Source organism: Nocardioides montaniterrae (assembly GCF_054782655.1).
In genome coordinates this window covers 265,155-289,252 of the sequence record NZ_BAAGSB010000002.1, presented here as the reverse complement: position 1 = coordinate 289,252, position 24,098 = coordinate 265,155, and the positions used below count along the sequence as shown (strand labels likewise).

The 24,098-nt window shown below is 71.0% G+C and carries 27 protein-coding genes; 8 read left to right on the top strand and 19 right to left on the bottom strand.

All coding sequences use genetic code 11. The features are described 5' to 3' along the window. Positions 1-77: 77 nt before the first annotated feature. Entirely contained in the window at positions 78-1,625 is a 1,548-nt protein-coding gene (locus tag ACYVJ3_RS04825) for an asparagine synthase-related protein (RefSeq protein ID WP_460851378.1), read from the top strand. Here the strand turns inward: ACYVJ3_RS04825 and ACYVJ3_RS04820 are convergent. From ACYVJ3_RS04820 to ACYVJ3_RS04810, 3 genes are read right to left on the bottom strand one after another with little or no spacing between them, the layout of a single operon-like run. Continuing rightward, on the bottom strand, positions 1,615-2,457 hold the full coding sequence (locus ACYVJ3_RS04820) for a hypothetical protein (protein ID WP_460851377.1): 843 nt from the start codon (positions 2,455-2,457) through the stop codon (positions 1,615-1,617). The two genes, ACYVJ3_RS04825 and ACYVJ3_RS04820, sit on opposite strands and share 11 nt — an antisense overlap. Before the next feature lie 8 nt (positions 2,458-2,465). Then, positions 2,466-2,723 carry a PqqD family peptide modification chaperone gene (locus tag ACYVJ3_RS04815; RefSeq protein ID WP_460851376.1) on the bottom strand — a complete coding sequence of 86 codons (258 nt, stop codon included), beginning with the start codon at positions 2,721-2,723 and terminating at the stop codon, positions 2,466-2,468. 10 nt (positions 2,724-2,733) lie between these two features. Then, the gene (locus ACYVJ3_RS04810) at positions 2,734-3,153 is read right to left on the bottom strand and encodes a lasso peptide biosynthesis B2 protein (RefSeq protein ID WP_460851375.1); all 420 of its coding nucleotides are present in this window, start codon (positions 3,151-3,153) and stop codon (positions 2,734-2,736) included. Between the two features lie 34 nt (positions 3,154-3,187). Between ACYVJ3_RS04810 and ACYVJ3_RS04805 the strand changes: the two genes are divergently transcribed. After that, complete coding sequence (locus ACYVJ3_RS04805; protein ID WP_460851374.1) at positions 3,188-3,550, top strand: DsrE family protein; 363 nt, start codon at positions 3,188-3,190, stop codon at positions 3,548-3,550. A gap of 3 nt (positions 3,551-3,553) precedes the next feature. On the opposite strand, the gene ACYVJ3_RS04800 is transcribed toward ACYVJ3_RS04805, so the two are convergent. The 7 genes from ACYVJ3_RS04800 to ACYVJ3_RS04770 form a co-directional block, all read right to left on the bottom strand. Next, positions 3,554-4,114: an LPXTG cell wall anchor domain-containing protein gene (locus ACYVJ3_RS04800; RefSeq protein WP_460851373.1), complete on the bottom strand. Its 561-nt coding sequence runs from the start codon at positions 4,112-4,114 to the stop codon at positions 3,554-3,556. Positions 4,115-4,150: 36 nt separating this feature from the next. Next, positions 4,151-5,065, bottom strand: coding sequence for a class E sortase (locus tag ACYVJ3_RS04795; protein ID WP_460851372.1), 915 nt, complete (start codon positions 5,063-5,065; stop codon positions 4,151-4,153). Positions 5,066-5,095: 30 nt separating this feature from the next. After that, positions 5,096-5,530 carry a DUF4395 domain-containing protein gene (locus ACYVJ3_RS04790; RefSeq protein ID WP_460851371.1) on the bottom strand — a complete coding sequence of 145 codons (435 nt, stop codon included), beginning with the start codon at positions 5,528-5,530 and terminating at the stop codon, positions 5,096-5,098. Then, on the bottom strand, positions 5,527-5,949 hold the full coding sequence (locus tag ACYVJ3_RS04785; protein WP_460851370.1) for a TlpA family protein disulfide reductase: 423 nt from the start codon (positions 5,947-5,949) through the stop codon (positions 5,527-5,529). The genes ACYVJ3_RS04790 and ACYVJ3_RS04785 overlap by 4 nt, the downstream gene beginning before the upstream one ends. 70 nt (positions 5,950-6,019) lie before the next feature. Next, a complete protein-coding gene (locus tag ACYVJ3_RS04780) occupies positions 6,020-6,316 on the bottom strand; it encodes a DUF1416 domain-containing protein (RefSeq protein WP_460851369.1) in 297 nt (98 codons plus the stop codon). Further along, the gene (locus tag ACYVJ3_RS04775; RefSeq protein ID WP_460851368.1) at positions 6,316-7,164 is read right to left on the bottom strand and encodes a sulfurtransferase; all 849 of its coding nucleotides are present in this window, start codon (positions 7,162-7,164) and stop codon (positions 6,316-6,318) included. Before ACYVJ3_RS04775 ends, ACYVJ3_RS04780 begins: the two co-directional genes overlap by 1 nt. 318 nt (positions 7,165-7,482) lie before the next feature. After that, positions 7,483-9,294 (bottom strand): DUF4012 domain-containing protein, encoded by a 1,812-nt coding sequence (locus tag ACYVJ3_RS04770; RefSeq protein ID WP_460851367.1) that lies wholly within the window; start codon positions 9,292-9,294, stop codon positions 7,483-7,485. Between the two features lie 111 nt (positions 9,295-9,405). Between ACYVJ3_RS04770 and ACYVJ3_RS04765 the strand changes: the two genes are divergently transcribed. Then, positions 9,406-10,794, top strand: a complete 1,389-nt coding sequence (locus tag ACYVJ3_RS04765; RefSeq protein WP_460851366.1) for a tyrosine-protein kinase domain-containing protein — start codon at positions 9,406-9,408, stop codon at positions 10,792-10,794. Beyond that, positions 10,791-11,657, top strand: coding sequence for an SGNH/GDSL hydrolase family protein (locus ACYVJ3_RS04760; protein WP_460851365.1), 867 nt, complete (start codon positions 10,791-10,793; stop codon positions 11,655-11,657). The genes ACYVJ3_RS04765 and ACYVJ3_RS04760 overlap by 4 nt, the downstream gene beginning before the upstream one ends. A gap of 4 nt (positions 11,658-11,661) precedes the next feature. Here the strand turns inward: ACYVJ3_RS04760 and ACYVJ3_RS04755 are convergent, their stop codons facing one another. Next, a complete protein-coding gene (locus tag ACYVJ3_RS04755; RefSeq protein ID WP_460851708.1) occupies positions 11,662-12,729 on the bottom strand; it encodes a glycosyltransferase family 61 protein in 1,068 nt (355 codons plus the stop codon). Positions 12,730-12,893: 164 nt separating this feature from the next. Between ACYVJ3_RS04755 and ACYVJ3_RS04750 the strand changes: the two genes are divergently transcribed. The 3 genes from ACYVJ3_RS04750 (at position 12,894) to ACYVJ3_RS04740 (ending at position 15,670) form a co-directional block, all read left to right on the top strand. Then, positions 12,894-13,961, top strand: coding sequence for a putative sugar O-methyltransferase (locus ACYVJ3_RS04750; RefSeq protein WP_460851364.1), 1,068 nt, complete (start codon positions 12,894-12,896; stop codon positions 13,959-13,961). A 105-nt stretch (positions 13,962-14,066) separates the two neighbouring features. Beyond that, the gene (locus tag ACYVJ3_RS04745; RefSeq protein WP_460851362.1) at positions 14,067-14,621 is read left to right on the top strand and encodes an RNA polymerase sigma factor; all 555 of its coding nucleotides are present in this window, start codon (positions 14,067-14,069) and stop codon (positions 14,619-14,621) included. Continuing rightward, complete coding sequence (locus tag ACYVJ3_RS04740) at positions 14,618-15,670, top strand: hypothetical protein (protein ID WP_460851361.1); 1,053 nt, start codon at positions 14,618-14,620, stop codon at positions 15,668-15,670. Before ACYVJ3_RS04745 ends, ACYVJ3_RS04740 begins: the two co-directional genes overlap by 4 nt. 112 nt (positions 15,671-15,782) lie before the next feature. Here the strand turns inward: ACYVJ3_RS04740 and ACYVJ3_RS04735 are convergent, their stop codons facing one another. After that, positions 15,783-16,553 carry a methyltransferase domain-containing protein gene (locus tag ACYVJ3_RS04735; RefSeq protein WP_460851360.1) on the bottom strand — a complete coding sequence of 257 codons (771 nt, stop codon included), beginning with the start codon at positions 16,551-16,553 and terminating at the stop codon, positions 15,783-15,785. 60 nt (positions 16,554-16,613) lie between these two features. Here ACYVJ3_RS04735 and ACYVJ3_RS04730 point away from each other — a divergent pair, with 60 nt between their 5' ends. Further along, the gene (locus ACYVJ3_RS04730; protein WP_460851359.1) at positions 16,614-17,675 is read left to right on the top strand and encodes a sulfotransferase family protein; all 1,062 of its coding nucleotides are present in this window, start codon (positions 16,614-16,616) and stop codon (positions 17,673-17,675) included. 203 nt (positions 17,676-17,878) lie between these two features. On the opposite strand, the gene ACYVJ3_RS04725 is transcribed toward ACYVJ3_RS04730, so the two are convergent. The 7 genes from ACYVJ3_RS04725 to ACYVJ3_RS04695 form a co-directional block, all read right to left on the bottom strand. Then, positions 17,879-19,174, bottom strand: a complete 1,296-nt coding sequence (locus ACYVJ3_RS04725) for an MATE family efflux transporter (protein ID WP_460851358.1) — start codon at positions 19,172-19,174, stop codon at positions 17,879-17,881. Further along, a complete protein-coding gene (locus ACYVJ3_RS04720) occupies positions 19,171-20,052 on the bottom strand; it encodes an FkbM family methyltransferase (protein ID WP_460851357.1) in 882 nt (293 codons plus the stop codon). Before ACYVJ3_RS04720 ends, ACYVJ3_RS04725 begins: the two co-directional genes overlap by 4 nt. Before the next feature lie 17 nt (positions 20,053-20,069). After that, entirely contained in the window at positions 20,070-21,422 is a 1,353-nt protein-coding gene (locus ACYVJ3_RS04715) for a class I adenylate-forming enzyme family protein (protein WP_460851356.1), read from the bottom strand. Between the two features lie 13 nt (positions 21,423-21,435). Continuing rightward, complete coding sequence (locus ACYVJ3_RS04710; protein ID WP_460851355.1) at positions 21,436-22,272, bottom strand: SAM-dependent methyltransferase; 837 nt, start codon at positions 22,270-22,272, stop codon at positions 21,436-21,438. Next, positions 22,272-23,012: an SDR family NAD(P)-dependent oxidoreductase gene (locus ACYVJ3_RS04705; protein ID WP_460851354.1), complete on the bottom strand. Its 741-nt coding sequence runs from the start codon at positions 23,010-23,012 to the stop codon at positions 22,272-22,274. The genes ACYVJ3_RS04710 and ACYVJ3_RS04705 overlap by 1 nt, the downstream gene beginning before the upstream one ends. Then, complete coding sequence (locus ACYVJ3_RS04700; RefSeq protein WP_460851353.1) at positions 23,009-23,254, bottom strand: hypothetical protein; 246 nt, start codon at positions 23,252-23,254, stop codon at positions 23,009-23,011. The genes ACYVJ3_RS04705 and ACYVJ3_RS04700 overlap by 4 nt, the downstream gene beginning before the upstream one ends. Positions 23,255-23,344: 90 nt before the next feature. After that, a complete protein-coding gene (locus ACYVJ3_RS04695; RefSeq protein WP_460851352.1) occupies positions 23,345-24,067 on the bottom strand; it encodes an acyltransferase in 723 nt (240 codons plus the stop codon). Positions 24,068-24,098: the final 31 nt, after the last annotated feature.

Genomic DNA, 24,098 nt, shown 5'->3' with positions numbered 1-24,098 from the left:
CCACCTTCTCCACCGAAGCCCTGCGCGCATGGCTGGACGGCGACTGCCAAGGTCTGCCTCCGCTGCGACAGGGCTTCGTGGCGTGTCTGCACAGGCCCGACGGGTCGGCCATCGCCGCCGTCGGCAGCCGCTGGGAGCTCTCCCTCCTCTACGCGAGCACCCCTGAGGGCATCCTGCTCGCCACGCACCCGCGCGACCTGATCCAAGCCCTCCCCACGCCGCCGCCGCTCGACCGCGGCAAGCTGGCCGACCTCCTCGCCCTATACGACGCACCCGACACGACCGTCTTCGAGGGCGTACGCCGCGTCCCGCTGGGCCACCTGATCCGCATCTCCCCCGGCGACCCGGCCCCCACCGTCGAGCGGTGGTTCCGGCCCGACACCGAGCAGGACCACACGATCAAGGTGGCCGACGCGCCCGCGCTGCTGCGCGCGACGGTCCGCGACGCCGTCGAGGCCTCGCTGCCCGCTGACGGGCCCGTCGCCGCCACGCTGTCGGGCGGCCTGGACTCCTCGATGGTCGTCGCCACCGCGGCCGCGCTGCTCGGCGACAGCGGCCGACGCATCGCCGCGTTCACCCACGTCCCCCTGCCCGGCACGCCGGATCCCGCGATGGCCTGGGAGGCCTCGGACGCGCCGTACGCCGCCGCGACCGCCGCACACACCGGTCGCGTCGACGTGACCGAGCTCGTGAACGTCGACAAGATCCAGCCGATCGAGGCGACCGAGGCGGCGATCCGGACGACCTGGCAGCCGCCGTTCAACCCGATCAACCAGGGCTGGTTCAACGAGGCCTTCGCCGGTGCGGAACGTGTCGGCAGCCCGATCCTGCTCACCGGCGCCTCCGGCAACTTCACCTTCTCGCGCGACCGCAACGGCATCCTGCGCACCCTCGCCGAGGAGCGCCGCTGGCCGGCGGTGCTCCGCGAGATCAAGGCGCGACACCGCGCGGGCACGCCGTGGCCGACGGCTCTTCGCGGCGTCGCCCGCGAAGCGGCGCCGGACGGTGCGATCCGACTGGTCCACCGGCTGCGCGGCTTCGACGCCGAGGTAGGCCTGCCCGGCTACCGCGACCTGCCGTTCCGCGAGGAGCTGATCAGCGACGAGGCACGCGCGGGCCTGGAGCCGATGGCCCGCACCTTCCGGCCGACCCGCGCCGACTACGTCGACTACGCCCAGCTCGACAACGCCCGCATCGGCTTCGTGCAGAACATGTCCGAGTCGGTCTGGTGGAGCGACCCGCTGTCCGACCCGGAGGTCGTCGCGCTGGCGCTGCGGCTGCCCGAGGAGGCCTGGCTGCGCGGCGGGCTCGACCGTGGTCTCGCCCGTGCGGCGGCCGCAGGCCTCCTCCCCGACCGCGTGCGCCTGCGCCAGACCCTGGGCGCGCAGGGCGCCGACGCCGGCCTGGTCACGCAGGGCCGCGTCGCCGACTACCGCGCCCTGCTCGAGCGCTTCCGCGCCTCGGCGACCGCGTCCGCGGTCATCGACGTCGACCGGCTGGAGGTCTCCCTCGGCGCCGAGTTCGAGGACCCGACGATCGCGATGGAGTGGCAGGGCGTCTACGGGCGCGCGTTCTCGTTCGGTCAGTTCATCTGCTGGTACGAGGACGAGGTCCTCAGCCGCTGATCTGCTCGATGGCGTCCGCGACGGCATCGACGGTCTCGCCCGCCGGCGGCCGGCGCAGGTCCCAGATGGGTACGTCGTGGCACAGCCGCGTCGTCCAGGCCAGGAAGTCCGCACGGTGCTCGGGCAGCTTGCCGATGCCGTAGCGGTCGGCGGAGATCGCGATCGTGGGTACGGCGGCCAGGCCGTCCACCTGCCGCGCGGTGACCTCGTCGCCCGCCGCCGTCGAGCTGAGGACGACCAGCGCGGCCAGCGGGCGCGGGGTCAGGTCGGCGGACGCGACGTACGCCCTCTTGGTGGTGTCGGGGATCGGCCGCCCGAGCCTGGGGTCTCCCCCGAGCAGTCGTACGGCGGCCTCCGAGAGGTGGATCGGCCGATCGACGGGATGCGCGACCGCACCGTCCTCGCCGTGGCGTACGACGACCACGTCGTCGCTGCCCAGGCTCCAGCCCCGACGCAGCAGCTCGATGGTCGTGGTCGACTTGCCGGCGCCGGAGTCGCCGAGCACCGCGACGGCGCCGCCGGACGGGGCGAGGACCAGCGAGGCGTGCAGGTTGTAGTCGCGCCGGAAGGTCAGCATCGCCCGCGCGGCCGTGGAGTAGAGCAGCCAATCGGCCTGCGCCCGCACCAGCTCGTCGGGCGCGGAGAAGACGACCCGCTCGGCCTCGACGTACAGCTCGGCGCCGTCGGCCGCGAACCTCAACCGGTCATGGTCGGCCCAGAACCACGGGTCCTGGACGACGGCAGCGGCCCAGGGCGGCGGGACGTCGCCGTGCTCGACGGGTACGCCGAGGACGGCCTCGGTCAGCCCGGGAGCACCCAGCGACACGGTCATCGGTGGCGTCAGGAGGTGCTGACGAGGTGGTGGCGCTCGAGTGCCTGGACGAAGCTCGTCACGTCGCGTGCGCAGTCGTCGCGGCTGACGTCGTACTCGTCGGTCAGCGTGCCGACGAGGGACGGCAGGGTCTGCGGCGCGGCGAGCAGGTCCCAGATGCGCTGGCCGACCTCGTCGAGGCCGAGGTACTCCAGGTCGTCGTTGAGCAGCACGCGCACCTGGTCGAACTGTGCCTCGACGACACCCGTCGCACGCCTGATCTGCATGTCGGGGAGTCTAGCGACGAGCGAGTGAGGCCGGCACGAACTGGTTCACGGGCCGGTGGCCGCCCTCGTCGCCGCCGCACACCACCAGGCCGGACGAGCCGCCGACCAGCCACGCATGCGGCACCGCGGAGGGGTCGGCGACGTCCAGGCCGATCACCACGACGCCGGGCGTACGCCGGACCCGCAGCATCACGCTGGCAGCAACCGCCTGCTCCAGGCAGTTGGCGTGGAGACGCACCGCGCCGCGCCAGACCGCCGCGGACACCTCCTGCTCCACACCGCCGAGCGGGCCGGTCACGATCGGCGAGGTCGCCGGACCGTGGGCGCCCAGGATCGCGGCCCAACGGCGCATCGGCACCACGTGGCGCAGCAGCCGTGCCCCGAGCACCAGCACCATCGCCTCGAGGACGCGCAGCCGATGCCTGGTCATGGGCACACCCTAGGCACCTACTAGGGTCGCTCGCATGGCACGCTCGCTGGTCGTCAAGGTCACCTGCGCCGCGGAGGCGCCCGAGCGGGCCAACCAGGGGCTGACGGTGGCGGCGACCGCCGCCGCCTCCGGCGTACCGGTGTCGTTGTGGTTGACCGGGGACGCCACCGGCTTCGCGCTGCGCGAGAGCCCCACGACGCTCGACCTCCCGCTGGCCACGCCCGTCTCCGAGCTGATCGCCACGATCGCCGAGCTCGGCTCGATCACGGTGTGCGGTCAGTGCGCGGCCCGTCGCGGCATCACCGAAAACGACATCACCGGCGGCTCCCGCATCGCGGGTGCCGCCGGCTTCGTCGAAGAAGTCCTGCGTGACGAGGTGCAAGCCCTCGTCTATTGAGCGTCAGGCTGCGAGGGCGTCCTCACGGCGGGCCGCGAAGGCGATCGCGCCGGCGCCGGCGATCAGCAGGCCGAAGCCGGCGATGATCCAGGCGAAGTCGGGGCCACCGGTGTTCGGCAGGCCGCCGCCCGAGGTGCTGGTGCTGCCGGTCGGGCCGGAGGTGCTGACGCTCGCGCGGTCGGCGCCGCGGGAGGGGAGGTACTTGGCCGTGTTGGCCGGGGTGAAGCTCGCGTTCGAGACGTAGCTGCCCGGGTGGGCGACCTCGCCGGAGACGGTGGTCGAGCCCTTGATCGCGGTCGTGCCGGTGGTGGAACGGGCCACCACGAGCGCACCGCCGCCGCCCGCACGGGCGATCGAGTAGGTCACCGTGCCTGCGGGACGCGAGCCGTCCGAGGCGACGACGGAGATCGTCACCGCGAGGGGCTTGCCGTTGGTCGCCTTGATCTTGACCGACGTGGTGGTCGGCAGCTTCGGGCCGTAGGTCTCAGCGTGAGCGCTGGACGTGAGCGGCACGATGGCCATCGACAGCGCGACGAGGAGCAGCGCGGCGAACTTCCTGAGCATGAATGTATCCCTCCGAGGACAGCTGACCTGCCGAGACTACCGCAGACGTCGCCGAATGACCCAAGTCACGAACGCGACGGCTAGACCGCCGAGCACCACCCACAGCCACGGGAAGCCACCGTGGTGCGCCGGGGGCGGCGTCACCGGGGCTCCGGAGTCCTTTTTCAGCACCCGGACCAGGTGCCCGAACACGACGCTGCGGTTGTCGGTGTGGAAGATCTCCGAGCAGGTCACCAGGGTGATCAGCTTGTCGAACCCGGGAGCCGGCTCGACCCCACCGGCCGGGTTGACCGGCGAGGAATCGATGACCCAGGTGTCCTGCATCGGCACGACGAGGTCGGTCCCGCCGGTGTCGAGCTGGTAGTCGTAGGTGGCGGTGCGGGTCTCGACGTACACCTGGTCACCGGCCCGGAGCTCGGGGAACTTCGCGAACGGCTCGCCGTGGGTGACGCGGTGCGCGGCGAGGGCGTAGTTGCCGTCCTTGCCGACCGCGGCCGTGTGCGGGAAGTGCGCGATGCCGGCGGCGAGGATGCTCTCGCTGTCGCCCTCCAGGATCGGTACGGCGTACTTGTCGCCCCACCGCGGCACGTGCAGGATCGCGGTCGCCTTGCCGAACTTGGTGCTGACGGTGTCCTCGCCGTTGCCCCAGCCCTTGGCGACCTTCGCCGAGATCTCGTCCTGGCGGTGGTGGGAGACCCAGTTGGTGCCCCAGAACTCCCAGCCGACCCACGACAGGACCGCCAGACCCGACGCGATCAGCCCGAGCCCGACGTACAGCCAGGGCTTGTTGAACTTCGCCGGACGGCGCGAGCGGCTGCCGCCGGAGCGGGACTTGCTCGAGCGCGAGCGGCTGCCGCCGGAGCGGGACTTGCTCGAGCGCGAGCGTCCGGAGCCGGAGCCGCCACCGCTCGAGGAGCGCCGGCGGCGCACGATCGTCGGGTCCTCAGTCATGCACCCTCCAACGGGACTCGGAGCACCCCGTCACGCCGGACGGCGCGTGAACCGCAGCCCGAGGAGGTACAGCTCGCAGCCTAGGCAGAAGCCGAACGCCGCGTTCAGCAGGGCCGCGACGACGGCCAGGCCGGTCGCGACCTGGCCGAGCAGGATCGCCCCCGAGGCGTAGCCGACGAAGCCGACCACCGCGAAGGCGAGGCCGACGGCCTGCGCGAAGCGCGGCGGCCGCGGGTCCTCGAGGGCGACCGGCGGGGTCAGTCGCGGACGGATCAGGTGGCGGAAGAACAGGCCGGTGGGCGTGCGCTGCACGCCGAGCCCGGCACCGATGGCGAAGCAGATGCCCTGGATGCCGACCAGCACCGCGGAGACGGTGTGGTTCGGGACGGCGAGCGCCACCGCCAGCACGATCAGGGTGACCGTGGCGGTGAAGCGCGGGCCACGCGGGTCGATGCCCTGGGTCATGCGACGGCCTCCGGGAGGACGGCGAGCACCTGGTCGCGGCGGGGAGCCCCGGCGGCACGGGTCACCTCGGCGCCCGTGGCGTCCAGGACGAGGGTGGTAGGGGTCCGGCGTACGTCGAGCGCGCGGACCAGCTCCAGGTGCGCCTCGGCGTCGACCTCGAGGTGGACGATGCCGGCCTCGCGGGACGCGATGTCACCGAGCAGGACCCGGGTCGTGCGGCAGGGGGCGCAGAAGGACGAGGAGAACTGGACCAGCGTCGCGCGCTCCCCCAGCTCGGCCGCCGGGACGGCGCCGGAGATGGCGGTCCAGGTCGTCGGCACTGGGGCCTCCGTGGCGAATCGGCCGTCGGCGTGCTTGCGGTAGACGCCGAAACCCAGGGCAGCCACGACCGCCACCGCGAGGATCGCGATTCCGGTCATGGCTGCTCCTGGGGTTTCGTTCGCTGGTTGAGTAGCTGCGAGCGCTAGCGAGCGGCGTATCGAAACCAGGTCAGATGTTGACGGTGACCTCGGCGACCTCGCCGACGGTCGCCTGGACGGTGCGGTCGACCGTCTCAGCGCCGGGGGCGAGGGTGCGCAGGGTCCACTGGCCGTTGCCCGCGAAGAAGCGGAAGTGGCCGGTGGCCGAGGTGGGGACCTCGGCGGTGAACTCACCGGTCGCGTCGAGGAGGCGGACGTAGGCGTTGCCCACGGGCTCCTCGCCGCGCAGGACCTGGCCCTGGATCACGGCCTCCTTGGCCGCGACGGCGTCACCGAGCGAGAGGCCGCCGGCCTTCGCGCCGCACATCAGAGGGTCCCCGGCTCGTCGCCGAGCGCCACCGGGACGCCGACCAGGCTGCCGTACTCGGTCCAGGAGCCGTCGTAGTTCTTGACGTTCTCCTCGCCGAGCAGCTCCTTGAGCACGAACCACGTGTGCGAGCTGCGCTCGCCGATGCGGCAGTAGGCGATGGTGTCCTTGCCAGTGTCAAAGCCGGCCTCGGCGTAGATCTCGCGAAGCTCCTCGTCGGACTTGAAGGTGCCGTCGTCGTTGGCCGCCTTGGACCACGGGACGTTGACAGCGGTCGGGATGTGACCGGCGCGCTGCGACTGCTCCTGCGGGAGGTGGGCCGGGGCGAGCAGGCGACCGGCGAACTCGTCGGGGCTGCGCACGTCGACCAGGTTCTTGGTGCCGATGGCCTCGATGGTCTCGTCACGGAACGCGCGGATGGAGTGGTCCTGCTCGGTGGCGGTGTACGACGTCTTCGCGCGGGTGGGCAGCTCGTCGGTCAGCTCGCGGCTGTCCAGCTCCCACTTCTTGCGGCCGCCGTCGAGCAGCTTGACGTCCTGGTGGCCGTAGAGCTTGAAGTACCAGAAGGCGTAGGCGGCGAACCAGTTGTTGTTGCCGCCGTACAGGACGACGGTGTCGTCGTTGGCGACGCCACGGTCGGAGAGGAGGGCCTCGAACTGCTCCTTGGAGACGAAGTCGCGGCGGACCTGGTCCTGGAGGTCCTTGGTCCAGTCCAGGCGGATCGCGCCCTGGATGTGGCCCTTCTCGTAGGCGCTGGTGTCCTCGTCGACCTCGACGAGCACGACCTTCGGGTTGTCCAGGTTGTCAGCCACCCACTGGGCGGAGACGAGGGAGTTCTCGCGGCTCATGATGAAAAGTATCCTTAATTGGTTGACTTAATGCAATACATGGCGACCGACCTCGGTGATCGACGCGGGGAGGTCGTGGGCGCAACAGCTCACGCAAGGTGAACCAGAAGGAGCGCCCAGAGTCAGTCGACGCGATCCGTGGACCGCAGGTTCATGACCCCGCTCAGTGCATTCGACACAGCGCGCTGCTGACGCGGCAGTGATCCACTGCGCGGCGCTTGGTCAGCAGAGTCGCGGGCATGGGGAAACAGTAGGGCGTGATCGGCGTACGACCCAGCCGGCATCCCAAACTCTGAGACTCGTGACCAGATAATGAGATCAACAGGCGGACGGGAGCGTGGCGGACTGCGTCCCCGGCTGCGTCCCCGGCGTGACCGCGAGGTCCCAGCTGCCGGTCTGGCGCAGCCCGGTCTGCAGGCCCCACTCGATCGTGTGCGACGTCCGCGGCTCGAGGAGCACACCGACGCTGGCGACCTGACGGCCGCGGTAGGGCACCACCGCGACGGGGCTGACCTCCTTGCCGTCGACCGACAACGAGGTCACCCGTCCCTCGATCGGGGAGGTCAGGTAGACCACGACGTACTGCGAGCCCTTGGTGATGTCACGGGAGCGGTCGGCCCATCCGGTGACGGTGACCGGAAGCTGGTCGACGTTCGGCGGCGTCGCGTTCGTCAGGGTCATCGTCCCGACCGCGGTCTGCACGCCGGCCGCGCACGCCTGCGTGGCGACCTCGGAGCTGTAGCGCAGGTAGTAGGACATCTTCGACTCGGTCGAGTCGTTGAGGTAGATGCCGGCCTGCGGGTGGATCGTCGGCCGGGTCGGCATCTCCCCCGCGATCGCCGTACCGCTGAGCTGCACCTGGTCCTTCGGCACGAACGAGACCATCCGGATGCGACCGTCGCCGACGCCCCGGGCCAGGCCGCGCAGCGCGGTGACCGGGTTGCCGTGCCCGTCGGCGAAGGCGTTGAAGACCGAGCGGGCGATGGCGTTCTGGTAGGCGCTCTGCAGGTGGCGGTCGGTCGTCGCGATGTAGGCGAGGTTCTCCACGGCCGCGACGACGTTGTTGTAGGCGACCGACTGGAAGCCGGGCACCGGAACCGGTCCGAGTCCCTGCATGAGGTAGGAGACCGCGACCGGGTCGACGAAGAAGACGCCGTCGACCTTCCCGCCGTGGGCCAGCACCCAGCGATCCTTGACCAGCTCGGCCGCACGCGGGGCGTCCGGCGTCATCGTGGCGTTGACGCCGGTGGCGGTGAGCAGGTTCCCGAACAGGCCCCGCTCGTCCTTGGTCGGACCACCGGGCGGTGTGCGCGGCATGTCGGCCATGTCGTCCTGCTGGGTCATCTGCACCCGGCCGTCGCGCGCCTGCACGAGGCTGACCGACCCGGCCAGCCCGCCCATCGAGCGCAGCTCGGCGTTGTTCTCCATGACGAGCAGGTAGTTGCGCGGACCGTCGGCACCGAGCAGGCCAGGCATCATCCGCGCCGCGCGATAGACCGTGGCGAGGGTGTGGCGCGAGGTGCCGACCAGCGAGCGCAGCTGGTCGAACTTGCCGCGAACGGGGCCGATGAAGCCCGAGCTGTCGACCCCGGCGAGCCGGTCGGCGGCGTCGGCGAACGCTTGCTCGCTCGTCCGCGCCGGCTTCTCCATCGCGGCGATCCGCGCCAGCGGGAAGCGGTGGTCCTTGGGCCGGAAGTCGTCGCCGGTGACCTGCCCGGCCGCGCCGACGACCGGCGGCAGCGCCTTGGTGCCGATCTCGTCGAGGACCGAGCTCACCTCGGCGATGCCGTGGGCGTCGTCACCGAAGATCGGCAGGTGATCGAGGACGGTCCAGGTCGGACCGTGCGTGCGGCTCGCTGCGGCGTGGCTGGCGTCCTGGTACTTGGCCAGGGCCACCCGGGCGCCGTGCACGTCACCGCGGCCCAGCGCCATCTGCATGATCTGGGCCTGCTCGGAGACCTTGTCGAGCGCGCTCGCGACGGTCCAGGCCCGCCAGCCGGTCCACAGGCCGAACAGGACCACGAGGGTCAGCACGGCGGCGGCGCCGACACGACGCGGGTGGTCCTCCACCCAACGACGAGCGCGGCGCCACTTCTTGCTACGCCGACGGCGGCGGACCTCAGGCGACACGGTGAGCAGCCTAACCAGCGCTTGCGGTGGCCTGACTAGGATGCCGGGGACGGCTCGGGGGGCGGGCTGTTGCACCACCACTTCGACACAAGGGCGAACAGGGCGGATTTCGTGGATTTCAAGCAGTTTCTCGGCGTCATCCGTCGACGCTGGATCAGCATCGTCCTGGTCTTCGCCGTCTGCGTCGTCAGCGCAGGCGCGCTCACGGCGCTCATGCCGCGCAAGTACGAGTCGAAGTCGCAGGTCATCCTGACGGTCGACGTACGCAACCTCACCGACGCGTACGCCGCCTCGCTGTTCGCCCAGAACCGGGCCAACGCGTACGCCGACCTGGCGCACTCGACCGAGCTGGCCACCGAGGTCATCGGCAAGCTCGGCCTGAACATGACGCCCGGCGAGCTCGCCGGCAACATCAAGGCCGAGGTCGTCGACTCCACCCTCATCGCGCTCACCGTGACCGACACGAACCCGCAAGAGGCGCAGAAGATCTGCGACATGACGACCACCCTGTTCACCAAGTTCATCGCGGACCTGGAGAGCCCGGGCGGTTCCGGCGGCGGCTCGCAGATCCTGGTCAACACCACCGACAAGGCGTCGCTCAACACCAACGCGGTCAGCCCGCACGTCGCGCTGAACCTCGTCATCGCTGCTCTCATCGGCCTGCTGCTCGGTGTCGCGCTCGCCGTCGCCCGCGAGCTGCTCGACCGGACGATCCGCACCGCCGACCACGTCGCCGACATCACCGACGCCCCGGTGCTGGCTAGCATCGGCTTCGACGGCGACATCCGCCGCGCGCCGCTGCTCACCGACCTCGGTGGCTTCGCCGCCCGCACCGAGGCGTTCCGCCTGCTGCGCACGAACCTGCAGTTCATCGACCTCGACCACCAGCCCCGCTGCCTGGTCATCAGCTCCGCCGTCCCCGGCGAGGGCAAGACGACCACGTCGACCAACCTCGCCATCGCCCTGGCGCAGACCGGCCGCCGCACGCTGATCATCGACGCCGACCTCCGCCGTCCGCGCGTCGCCTCGACGCTCGGCCTGGACCCCGCGATCGGTCTCACCACCGCGCTCGTCGGCAAGACCGAGATCGCCGACGCGATCCAGGTCCACGGTCCCTCCGGGCTGCACGTGCTGGCTTCCGGCGCCAAGCCGCCGAACCCGACCGAGATCCTGCAGTCGCGGGTCACCCACGACCTGATCCGTCGCCTGCGGTCGTCGTACGACACCGTCATCATCGACGCCCCGCCGCTGCTGCCGGTCGCCGACGCGTCGGTCCTCGCGACGCTGGGTGACGGCGTGATCCTGGTGGTCCGCCACGCTCACACGACCCGTGACCAGGTGGCCGACGCGGTCAGCCGCGTCCAGCACGTCGGCGGTCGCCTCTACGGCATCGTCGTCAACATGGTCGCCAAGCGTGCCGTCGGCTCGTACTACTACTACTACTACGAGGAGACCGGTCCCGCCGGCGGCGCCTCGAAGGACGGCAAGCGCCGCAAGTGAAGCGCCCGGCCACGCTCGTCGTGACCGCGACGGTGCTCGTCGGCGGTCTGGCGGCCTGTGGCGGGCCCGGTGCGGCCCCGAGCACGCTCGGCGCCGAGTACGTCGCACTCGGCGACTCCTACACCGCCGCTCCCGGCATCTCGACGGCCGACGACCGGTCGGGGTGCTACCGCTCCGACGACAACTACCCGCACCTGGTCGCCCGGGCGACCGGGATGGAGCTGGCCGACCGGAGCTGCTCGAACGCCGACACGACCGCGATCGAGAGCGTCCAGACCACGATCACCCACCGGACGGTCCTGGCCCAGTCCGGGCCACTCGGCCCCGGTACCAAGGTCGTCACGATCGGCATCGGCGCGAACGACTTCGGCCTGATCAGCCTGGTCAAGGGAACCTGTCCCACGATGCACCGGCACGACCCGACCGCGCCGAGCCCCTGCACCGACGCCGCCGACAGCGGCGCGGTGTCCGTCCACCAGCTGCTCGACCAGATGGGCCAGCGGCTCGACGGCGTTCTCCGGCAGGTGCACGGCGACGCTCCGGACGCGCAGGTCCTGGTCATCGGCTACCCGACGATCCTGCCCACCGACTCGGTCTGCGACCTGCTGCCGATCGCGCCGGGCGACCTGGCGTTCGCCCGCAGCATCGTCGACGGGCTCAACCGGATGGAGTCCAAGGCCGCCAAGGCCACGGGCTCGACGTACGTCGACACGACCCGGGCCACCCGCGGCCACGACATCTGCGCGGCCCACCCGTGGATCGCCGGCGCCAAGCTGCTGCCTGGCAAGCAGGGCGCGCCCTGGCACCCGTACGCCGAGGAGCAGGCCGCCGTCGCCAAGCTGGTCGAGGCGCGGCTCCACTGAGCCGTCAGGCGGCGAGCATCGCCTCGATCGCCACGAGCACTCGCTGCGCCGGGATGGAGACGTCGTCGGCGATACCGGCGTTCGGGCCGTCCGGACCACCGCGGCCGTCCGCGACCAGGTAGCGGTAGTCGGCGTCGAGGGCCTGGGCGATCGCGTAGAGCCCCCGGTGGACGTACGTCGACGGGAAGAGCTCGAGCACCTTCACCCCGCGCGGGCTGAAGGTGAGGTTGGTCAGCCCGGCGCCGTGCGGGGCGACGATGATCTCCGCCCGGCTGAACAGGTCGATCTGCTCCTGGACGCTGAGGGTCCCGGGGTCGACCCGCTGGAAGCCCTGCGGGGCGAGCAGGCCCATCAGCTCGGCCTCCTCGACGTAGATGCGCGTCGTCGGCGTGGAGCCGCGGGTCAGGAACAGGCGCTGGGGCTCGGCCGGCGGGTTCTTCGCGCGCAGGCGGTCACGCAGCCAGTCGACCATCGACGGCGGTGCCTGCAGCGCCCAGTTGGGGTTGTTCGGGACCAGCAGGCGGTCGGCCTGGTACGTCGTCCCGTTGGCCGGCTGCAGGTAGGGGCCGGGGATGCCGGCCAGCTCGAGCAGCTGGCGCTGGTAGCCGCTGCCGTGGGCGACCACGACCGCGTCGGGGACCAGGCCCGGCAGCGCCTTCTCGAACAGGCCGTAGCGAGCGATCGCGTCGTAGAGGAAGTGGTAGTAGTTGCCGCTCGTGCCCCGGTTGCCCAGGCTCAGCACGGTGCCCGGGACCTGGACCAGCTCGCCGAGGCTGGGGCGGAGGTAGACCGGGTGCTCGCGCCAGTCCCAGGTGCCGAAGTAGCGACTGGTCTCGTGGTCGAGCCGGTTGCCGGGCGTGATCGCGGCGGCGAAGTCGCCGGCGAGCCGCCCGTTGCGGATGTCCACCACGAAGCCCGGCGGGATGCTCGCCGACGGCTCCTCCTCGAACACCCAGTGGCGCTCGGGCGAGCCGCTGACCGGCGTACGCACGACCAGGGCGGCAGGCTCGGCCGGGTGGACGACGACGTCGTGCTGCTCGAGCCGGGCCGTGTCGACCGACCGCTCCGACACGCCGCGAGGAACCCCGCGCGCTCCGAGGAACAACGCCAGGAAGCGGGAGAAAGCCCCACTGATGCGGGTGATGCCGCGATGGAGCCGCTTGAAGAGGGGCCACCAGCGACGCAGAGCGGAAGGGAGCGGCACGGGTCACATTCCACCAGATAGTCTCTGCGCTCGTGGCCTCCCCCAACACCAAGAACCTGATCGCCAAGGCGAAGCGCGCCAACCCGGCGCTCGTGAAGGACGCCGTGCAGCGCCGAGTGCGCATGGGCCTGGCCCGTCGCGGCATCCTGATCTCGCGCATCGACGAGGAGGGTCGCCGGCACTTCCAGGTCGGCCACGACTCCGACGTACCGCTGCCGCCCGGCGCCGAGGCCGAGCTGCGCGCCGACAACCCGCGCCTGACCGAGCTGCGCGCGGCGTACGCCGAGCTCACCTACCCCTCGGCCGTCCCGAGCCAGTGGAGCGACGAGTTCCTCGCCAAGAACCTCTCGCTCGCCTGGTTCCGCGGCGACAACGCCTACGTCTGGCAGCTGCGCCTGTTCACCGGCGAGGCCAAGACCCGCAACTTCGTGGCGATGACCGACATCGAGTCGCGCGACCGCCTCGGCCTGTTCGGCAAGGTCACGGAGGACGGGCTGTTCGGTGCCTACACCTTCTCCTTCGGCGACCGCGTCGTCAGCCGCGACCTGCTCGACTCGATCAACGAGATCAACTACCTCGACGAGCACATGGGCCTGTCCTCGATCAAGGACGCCAAGATCCTCGACATCGGCGCCGGCTACGGCCGCCTGGCCCACCGCATCGACGAGGGCCTGGACAACGTCGCGGTCTACGACTGCACCGACGGCGTACCGATCTCGACGTTCCTGTGCGAGTACTACACCAAGTTCCGCGGCCTCTCCGACGCCGTGCGCGTGGTGCCGCTGTCGGAGATCGAGACGCTGCACGACTCCTACGACCTCGCCGTCAACGTGCACTCGTTCTCCGAGCAGACCCTCGCCTCGATCCAGTGGTGGTTCGAGCAGATCGGCAAGCGCGACATCGGCTACGTCCTGATCGTGCCGAACACCCAGGGTGCGCTGCTCTCGACCGAGGCCGACGGCACGCGTCTGGACTTCGAGCCGGTCGTCCTCGGCGCCGGCTACGAGCAGGTCGACCACCGGCAGATCTACTCCACGCAGGAGATGTGCGACATGGTCGGGCTGCACGACGAGTTCTACCTGTTCAAGAAGAAGAGCTGATCCGGCGTACGACGTCGCGAGGGGCCCCGGTCGATCCGGGGCCCCTCGCCTTTTTCGCGGCCTAGGATCCGGTAACGATCGTCCCGGTGCCGGACAGGTGGTGTCATGCGCGAAACCCGGTTGCGTGCCCTGTACGACGCCCACGTCGACGCCATCCTCGCGTTCGCGCTGCGGCGCGCACCCACGCCGGAGGACGCCGCCGACGTCGTCAGCGACACGTTCCTCGCCGCCTGGCGGCGCCTGGACGAGCTGCCCGTCGGCGCCGAGCGGCTGTGGCTCTTCGGAACCGCCCGGCACGCGATCGCCAACAGCCATCGCGCCCACCGCCGACGGGCCGCCCTCGGCTCGCGGCTGCGGCACGACCTGGCTGCTGCGGTGCCCGACCACGCGAGCAGGGTGGCGGCGACGACCGACGTACGCCGTGCGCTGCGTGCCCTCGGCGCTGCCGACCGTGAGGTCCTGGAGCTGTCCCTGTGGGAGGGCCTGGAGCCGCGTGAGATCGCCCTCGTGCTGGACATCGCCGAGGGAGCCGCGCGCACCCGGCTCTCCCGCGCCCGTGGCCGGCTGAGGAAGGAGCTCGGTGACGATCCACCGCTGGGTGGACAAGTGCCAGCAGCCATCCGGCCCGTCGCCCCGACCACCGAAGGAAGTCCCTCATGAACGACCACGCCACCTACACCGAAGCCGAGGTCGCTGCGCTGCCGCTCGGCGAGGCCAAGGCCGACCTCCTCGACGCGGTGCTCGCCTCGGACGCCGCCGCCCCTGTCAGCCCGCTCGGCCGGCACCGGCGTACCTACCGCCTGGTGCTCGCCGGCGCGGCCGCCGCTGCCGTGGCCGCGGTCGGCATCAGCATCGCCGTCAACCGGCCCGCGGACGTCCCCGTCGCGCAGCCCGGCCACCCGACGTCGCCGTCCACCAACGCGCAGGCGGCCGCCCACCTCCGGCTGGTGGCGATGGCACAGCGCATGCCCCGGTTCCTGCTCGACGCACCCGGCTGGACGATCACGACCGTCTACGGGTTCGGCAAGTCCGAGGGCACGCTGGGGTTCAGCCGTGGCACGGGCGCGGACCGGCAGGACCTGGAGCTCAACTGGTACCCGGGGGACCAGTACGACTCCTACTTCCACGACCGCTTCGACGACCCGTCGATCGCTCATGAGGACACCCAGCTGCTCGGCGACACCGTCAAGCTGTTCACCTACAGCGCCGACGACCACGCGACGATGCTCAAGCCCGACGGCGACAGCTTCGTCGAGATGCGCGGGCAGGGCCTGTCCAAGGCCGACTACCTCACGCTGACCGCGCAGCTGCGCAAGGCGACCGTCGACGAGTTCCTCGCCGCACTGCCCGCCGACGTCACCACGCCCGGCTCGCAGAGCACCCGCGCCCAGCAGGTGCTGGCCGACATCCCCGTGCCGCCGGGGTTCAGCTTCAAGCCCGACGGCGAGACCCTCGACCCCTACCAGTTCGGCGCCCTGGTGACCGGTCAGGTCACCTGCGCGTGGATCGACGTCTACCGTCACGGCGACGCGGCGGCCCAGCAGCAGGCAGCCACCGCGCTGGAGACCAGCCACCACTGGAAGGTCCTCCACGACATGGACGCCACGGGAGACTGGCCCGAGGTGATCTGGGAGTACGCCGACGGCATCGCGAAGGGCGACCTGCGGCCCCAGACCGAGTACGACCAGGGCATCGGGTGCACGCGCTGAGCTGAGCGCACCGACGTTCCGACGGACGTACCAAAGTCGGCACCGACACCGAAGGCCCGCGGGGCACCGCGGGCCTTCGTGCTGTTGGAGCCACTTTGGTACGTCCGTCGGATCAGGCGTCGCGGCGCATCTGCTCCGGCGTCTCCATCCACGGGTGCAGCGTGCGGAGGTCCTTGCGGATCGTCGCGGCGAAGATGTTGCCCTGGCGACCGGCGATCGCGTTCATCACCCTCTGGCCCTGGACGAAGGTGCGCTCGGCCGTGGCCTGGCTCATCCGCAGCTTCTTGCGCAGCACCTCGGAGGCGACGCGGCCGGTGCCGAGGTTCCACTCGGTGTGGACCTCGATCGGGATGTCGTACGCCGGGTCGTACGTCGCGACCGTCTTGTAGAGGTCGCGGCGGGTCCAGCGATAGACGAAGTTCGGGATCCCGGTGCCGTCGACGCCGCCGGTGTCGTAGCCGTCCGCGACGACGGCGGCGAGCTCGTACCAGCCGACCACGCCGGCCTTGGAGGCCGCGCGCATCAGCGCGGAGTCCTGGTTCTCCACGAACAGCACGGTCTTGCGGGCGATCCGGTACATCTCGTGCAGCGCCTCGTGCGGGCGGCTGCAGTGGTGGATCCCGGAATGACCCATCACGTGGTCGTAGCTCTCGTCGGCCTGCGGCATCTTGTGCGCGTCGAACGCGGTGCCGCCGATCTCGCTGGAGGGGCTGTCCGGCGCGATGTTCACGAAGGTGACGTTGGTGAGCCCGACCTCCTGGCACACCATCTCGTCGAAGGTCCCGGCGAACTGGACCAGCACCGAGTCATCGGTCCTGATGACGCCGTTGCTGATGTGCTCGCGAAGGAGTCGGGCGAAGGTGGTGGCTCCGGGCTCGGTCACGATCCGAAGGCTAAGCCATCCCTCCCGACCAGCGGCCTCGCGTCTATCCTGTGGAGCGCCATGGCGATCCTCTCCCGCAGCACGGTCGAGCCCGATCTCGTCACCGTCGAGTGCGACATCTGCTTCCCCCAGCACATCGCGACCACCACGATCGCCGAGCTGGTCGATCGCGGCTGGATGCTGAGGCTCAACGGCGAGCCGAAGGACATGTGCAACATGTGCCGCTACGAGCCGTTCCAGGGCCAGACGCCCCGCGTGGACAGGGCTCCGGCGGCCGACCCCGCGCAGGGCCACCTGCCGAACTTCTTCATCATCGGCGCCGCCAAGGCCGGCACGACATCGCTGCACTACTACCTCGACCAGCACCCCGACCTGTTCATGGCCGAGGCCAAGGAGCTGCACTACTTCTGCGACCCGCGCTTCGCCGAGTGGGAGTCGCTCTACCGTGCCCACTTCCCGGTCGACGCCGTACGCCGCGGCGAGGGCTCGACGCTCTACACCCGCTCCCCCGCCATCCCCGGGGTTGCCGCCCGCATCGCCGCTACCGTCCCGGACGCCAAGCTGATCTACCTGGTGCGCGACCCGGTCGAGCGCGCGCTGGCCTCCTGGCGCGAGGAGCGCTTCCACGTGACCGAGCGGCGTCCCGCGGAGGTGGCCTTCGCCCACCCCGAGGACCCGCACAACGCCTACGTCGCCGCGAGCCGGTACGCCGAGCAGCTGGACAACTACCTCGAGCACTTCCCGCGCGAGCAGGTCCTGGTGCTCGACCAGCGCGAGCTCGCCACCGACGCCGCGGCGGTCGTCGCGCGCGTGGTCGAGTTCCTCGGCCTGCCGGCGTACGACATCGACACGACCACGCGCTACAACGAGGGTGGCACCAAGCTCGAGTACGGCGGCCTGGGCCACCGGCTCCGCTTCAGCGCACCCGCGCGCGCCGTACGCCGGATGCCGGCGCCGGTGCGCAACGCGGTCATCGCGCCGGCCCGCAAGCTGCTCCGCAAGCCCGTGCCGACGCCCGACCTGCCTGCGGACCTGATGGCCCGCCTCGAGGACGTGCTGAGCCCCGACGCCGCACGTCTCCGCGAGATGACCGGCCTCGACCTCGCCCACTGGTCCGTCTGAGGTCCTGAGGCCCCTGAGCGAGGACCGTCGTCGGAGACCCTCGGTGACCGCTACGGACTATGGGCCACTTGGCCCATAGTCCCCACCTCTGGTCAGGTCCTCGACCCGTACGAGATTCGACGGACTATGGGCCAAGTGGCCCATAGTCCGTGATGGGTCACCGAGGGTCTCCGCCGAGGTCCCCGCTCAGGGGCCTCAGGACCTCAGCCGCGGTGCTTGGCGACCCGACCGCCCTGACCGCTGCCGGTGAAGTGCCACCACAGCGCCATCCACCAGGCGAGCGCGGTGGCGGCCTGGCCGCCGACCAGGCCCCACACGGCACCTGCGGCACCGTCGATGGTCGCGCCGATGACCAGGCCCGCCGCGGAGATGAGGCCGGTGATGACCTGGACGACCATGGCGAGGTGGAACTGGTGCCGGCCGATGAGGGCGGGAGGTACACCGGCCTGGGCCGCGGCCACGACGAGCCACAGCGACGTCGGCAGCATCAGCCCCTTGATCACCGGCCACACGTTGCCGAGCAGACGCGAGCCGATGGCGTCGGGCAGCAGCACCAGGCAGACCATGTTGATCAGGGCCACGACGGCCGCGATCAGCAAGGTACGCCGCTGGTGGCGCATCAGCGCGCGGTTGTCAGGCTGCTCGCGCGCGACATCGGCCGCCATCGAGGAGGCGACCGCGTTCTGGACGGCCGAGGCGGGACGACCCAGGAAGATCGCCGTCCGGGCGGCAGCGACGGCGATCGGGCTGGAGACCACCGCGACGAGGGTGGCGCCGATCAACACCGAGCCACCTGCCGCCAGGTTGCCGACCAGCAGCCGCCAGGACGCCTCCCAGCGCTCCCGGAGCCAGACCAGCGAGATCTCGCGGGGTCGCAGCACGCCGTACTGCACGACGAGGATCAGCGCCGACAGCGCGCCGGTGCCGGCCCACGCGAGCGTGAGCGTCAGCAACGAGGCCGAGCCGGTGAGGTGGATGACGACGAAGACCGTCAGCATCAGCACCAGCCAGGTCCCGTCGAGCAGGATCGAGCCCATCGGGCGGCTCCGCGCGATCGCGACCCAGCGGCCCACGTCCTGCACGACCAGGAACGGCAGCGCCAGGCCGAGCGTGAGCATGGCAGGGCCGATGCCGATCCCGGCGGCGACCTGCAGGCCGCCGACGACGGCGCAGCCGATGCCACCGATGGCGCCGAGGACGAACGAGCTCCCGAGCACCCAGCGCGGGCGCTCGTCGGCGTCCTCGGGATGGACCACCACACGCATGCTGACCAGGGCGTGGATCGGACCCATCACGAACGTGTAGACCAGCATCAGCAGGCTGAACGACCCGAAGTCGACCGCTGAGACGGCGTGCGCGACCCAGAGCATCGCCAGCAGGTTGCTCGCGCTGGAGAGCGCCTGGTCGATCGTGACGACCACGGCGCGGCCACCGGTCGAGCCCCGAGGCGCGGCCAGGGCCGCGGTCTCGATCTCCTCGATGGCCTCCGGTTCGCTCACCTGCGCGGCATCAACCGGTCGAGCACCGCGAGACCCGCGGCGTCGTCGTCGTGCACGACCGCGATGTCCCAGTAGGAGCGGCTGCCGGGGCGCTTGTGGTTGAAGTCGTCGAGCTCGGTGTGGCGGGCCGCGATCTCCTCGCCGGTGAGCTGGCCCACGACGCCGCCGTGGTGCATCCACACGGCGGCGCGGTGGTAGCCCAGCGCGTCGAGCCGGGTCCAGACCTCCACGGGGTCGTAGCCCGCGATCCGGGTGAGATACGGGTCGTACTCGAAGAAAAGCACCGGCTTGGACTCCGCCCAGGCCTCGGCGATGACCGGGATCAGGGTGCAGTCGTAGCCGTCGGTGTCGGACTTGACCAGCCGCATGTCGGCGAAGTCGGGCTGCGTCTCGCGCAGCCGCGTCGGCGTGATCGAGGGCATCGCGTCCTCGGCGCCGGTGGCCTCCACGAAGCGGGTGGTGCCGCCGGAGCGCACGGCCGTGGTCTTCGCGGCCGCGTCGTCGACCGCGAGCAGCGACTCGACGACGGTGACCCGCGGGTCGGCGTCGACGTTGCGGTGCAGGAAGTCGAGGTAGAACTTGTCGGCCTCGACGCAGAGCACGCGACCGTCCGCGGCATCGAGGATCTGCAGCGTCGAGTCGCCGACGTTCGCGCCGACGTCGAGCACGGTCAGCTCGGAGGTCTCGGCGAGCAGCTTGGCCAGCTCGACCAGGTTCTGGCCGTAGATCGAGCCGTTGCCGGTGTAGTCGGGCAGGCGGTGCGACCACGGCAGCACCATCTCGACGCCCTGGACCTCGCGCACGACCGCACGTCGCGGGAACCGGTCCCGGACGAACCAGCCCGCGCGGCGGCGTACGGATCCGACCAGAGAGCTCACACTGCGGATGCTAGTCATCACTCGTTGCCTCGCACGGTCTTGCCGCCCTTCATCTCCAGCTCCTCCACGATCCGCACGCTCTTGGGCTGTGCGGGGCGCGGGAGGTCGGCACACGCGGCCTTGACCTCACGCTTCAGCTCGGTCTCGTCGGTCCCCGGCTCAGGCACCACGTCGACGGCCACGACGGCGCCGACGAGGGCATTGGCCCGGCCGTACACCCGCGCGGCACGTACGCCGGGAACGCGCGCGACGCGCTCCTCGACGGGCAGCGGGTGCACCTTCACGCCACCCACGTTGATGACGTCGGACGCGCGGCCGCGGAACTCGATGCGGCCGTCGACGATCTCGACCATGTCCCCGGTCGGCCACCACTCGTCGGCCAGGTCCGGCTCGCCGTAGTAGCCGAGCATCGAGGCGCTGCTCCTGACCAGGAGCTGGCCGTCCTCGACCTTGAGGGTGACCTCGCCGCTGCCGTCGCGCTCGAGGAGCGAGGCGGGCAGGCCGTTGCGCCGGTCGCTGACCGAGCCGGTCGAGCCGAACTCGGAACCCGCGTAGACATGGGAGATCCGGGCCTGTGGGAAGGCCGCCTCGAGCTCGTCGAGCAGGCTCGCGGGCGCAGCCTCGCCTCCGAGCGTGATCTGGCGCAGGGTCGGCACGGGCCGCCCGTCGGCGCGCAGCTCGGCGAGCAGGAACCGCCAGAACGTCGGCGTCGCGCTGATGTGGGTCACCCCGTGGTCGTAGATGTCGTCCTTGACCATCTTCGGCCGCCGCACCGGCGGGGCGACCAGGGTCGCGCCCGCACCCAAGACGTGGATGAGCACCTGGAGGCCGGCGAACTGGTTCGGGCCGTAGACGAGCAGCCAACGCTGGTCGCCACCCTTCGGCTCGGCGGGCACGCGGGAGAGCTGGCGAGCCCAGTCGTGGCGTACGCCGCGGGGCAGGCCGGTCGTGCCCGTGGTCAGCACCAGGTGCGGGCGCCCTTGCGGCGGCGAGGCGATCGCCTCGCCCGTCCCGCGCAGCGCGTCCGGCGTCAGGACCTGCAGACCGAGCGAGGCGAAGTCCTCCGGCCGGGTGGTCAGCAGCACGGTGTGGTCGATGACGGCCGCCTGCTCGGCAAGGCCCTCGGCGCTGATGTCGGGCGCATAGACGCACGCCTCGACGCCGGCCAGCGACGCAGCCGCGAGGACGGCGACGATGAGCGCGACGTCGTACGTCACCAGCGCGAAGCGCTCCACGCCCGCCGCCCGCAGGCCGCCGGCGAGGGACTCGGAGTCGGCGGTCAGGGCGGCGTACGAGACGGGACCGGCCTCGCCGATCACGGCGACCCGATCGGGCTCCTCGTCGCGGACCCGGCGCAGCAGCTCGATCATCGGACGGCGCCGATCAGAGCGGCTTGGCCGCGGCGACCAGGCCGTAGCCGAAGGTGCCGTCGCGCCAGAGGCCCTCGAGGATGTCGCAGCTGCGCACGAACGCCTCGTGACCGCGCTCGCCGAGCAGCTCGACGATCTCGGCCTTGTTCGTCTCGGCGTTGGCGCGCCAGGCGTCGAACGTCGGCAGCGTCTGCTCGGTCAGGTCGTCGGCCTGCTCGACCACCAGGCCGGCGTCCTCGAACCACGAGACGTACGACGCCAGCGGCTCCATGCGCGCGTTGCCGAAGCCCTCGCGCAGGATCGCGAACTCCTCGCGGCGCTCGCGGAGCTCGGCGAACGGGATGTCGCGGTGGCGGACCAGGTCGCACCACACCAGGCGGCCCCCGGGCTTGAGCACGCGCGCGGCCTCATCGACGAGGCCGACGCGGTTGTCCATCAGGTGCGAGGACTCCAGGATCCAGACCCGGTCGAAGCTCGCGTCGGGCAGACCGTTGTCGGTGCCGTCGCGCTCCTCGAAGCGGACCCGGTCACCGAGACCGGCGGCCACGGAGGCCTCCGTCGCGACCTGTACGCCGACCGTGGAGGTCGTGATGCCGAGGACGTCCACGCCGTGCGTGGTGGCGTTCCAGCGCGCCTGCGCGCCGGTGCCACAGCCGATGTCGAGGACCCGGTTGCCGGCCTCGAAGCGGGCGCCGGCCGCCATCCGCTCGGTCAGGTGGTGGGTCGCCTCGTCGAGCGGCTCGTCAGGAGAGGCGAAGACGCCGTAGTGGAGCTCGGCCCCGAGCATGAGCGCCCATGCCCGCGTGACCCGGTTGTAGTGCTCGGCCGGCGTGTAGGACTGCTGGCTCATCAGGAAGTCAGGCCTCCGTCGATCACCAGCACCTGGCCGGTGATCCAGTCGTTGGGCTCGTCGACGAGGAACTGCACGGCGCGCGCGATGTCGTCGGGCTCGCCGAGTCGTCCTGCCGGCGTACGGCGGACGATCTGGTTGAGCTGGCCCTCGTCGAGACCGTGGCTCATCTCGGTGCGCAGGTAGCCCGACGCGATCGAGTTGACGGTGATCTTCCGCGACCCGACCTCGCGGGCCAGGCCACGGGTGAAGCCGTCCAGGCCGGCCTTCGAGGCGCCGTACACGGCCAGGCCGCGGTAGCCGGTCAGACCGGTGATCGAGGAGATGTTCACGATCCGGCCGCCGCCGTGGGCGAGCATGTTGCGCACGACCTGCTTGGAGACGTGGAACGTCGCCTTGAGGTTCAGGTCGATGACGGTGTCGGTGTCGTCGTCGGAGAACAGCGCCATGATGCCGTCGCGGGCGACGCCGGCGTTGTTGACCAGCACGTCGATCGAGCCCCAGCGGGCGATGACCTCCTTGACGAAGGCCGTCGACTGCTCGCGGTCGGCGATGTCGGTCGTGGTGAACAGGAACGTCTCGGGGTACTTCTCGCGCCAGCGGCGTACGGCGTCGGTCTCGGACCGCGCGCAGGTGGCCACCCGGTCGCCGGAGTCCAGGAAGGACTGGACGATCCCCTCACCGAGGCCCTTGCTGCCGCCGGTGATGATGACGGTGCGCTCGCCCGCCTTCAGGGTCATGCGGACTTGGCGTAGAAGGCGACGATCTCGCCGACGGTCTCCGGCATCTCGCCCGCGCTGAACGGGTCCGTGCCGAGCTCGTCCTCGAGCGTGGCCGAGAGCTCCGCCGTCTGCAGCGAGTCCAGGCCCAGGCCCTCGTCGCCGTGCAGCAGCGTGTCCATCGCCACCGGGGTGCCGGCCTTGTCGGCCTGCTCCAGGAGCGACTCGATGATCGTGACGATCGAGTCCTGTACGTCGTTCATCAGGGGGTTGCCTCCAGGTAAAGACCGCTCAGACCTGCCGGACACTAGCAGGGTGTGACCCAGCCCCCACGGGCCGTATCAACGGGTGTTTCAGTCGGTCGGCTCAGCCTTCGGCTCGACCTCGGTCGTCGCGGTCGAGGGCACGCTGCGCGGTCCGCCGTACCGCTGCCACTCATAGACCCAGTCGTTGATCTTGATCGGCGACAGCCGGCGAGCCGGTACGCCGCCGTGCAGGCACTCGGCCGCCAGCTGCTGGCCGGTCCACAGGGTCGATCCGGCGGCCAGGAGCGCGCCCTCGCCGACGGTCGCGCCGGGCAGCAGCGTGCAGTTGGTCGCCAGGACCGAGCCCTTCTTCATCTCGACCGGCTCGACGATGATGCCGCCGTTGACCGGGTCGAACGCGTGGGTCAGCACGGTCGAGCGCAGACCGGTGACCCAGCACTCCTCGCCGACCAGGAAGCCGCCGGTGCAGTCGATGTTGTGCATCGTGATGATCCGCGAGTGCGGGCCCATCTGCAGGGTGTTGCGGTACTCCTGGCGCTCGCTGTCCGAGGGCCCGCTGTAGCCGGTGCTGAAGTGGTTCAGGTAGTGCACGCGGGCACCGACGCCGAGGCGGACCTGCTGCACGCCCAGGAAGATGTTGAAGTTGCCGATGCCCGCGCCCTCGGCGATCTCCAGCCGGACCAGGCCGCGCACCAGGTTGATCCCGACGATGGACGCCGGGTGGATGTCGTGGCCGAGGCGGTTGAGGATCCGGACCTTGAGGCCGGACGACGGGAGCAGGAAGACGAGGGTGGTCAGCAGGCTGCGCACGCCGCGAAGGCTAGCCCACCGCCGCCGGGCC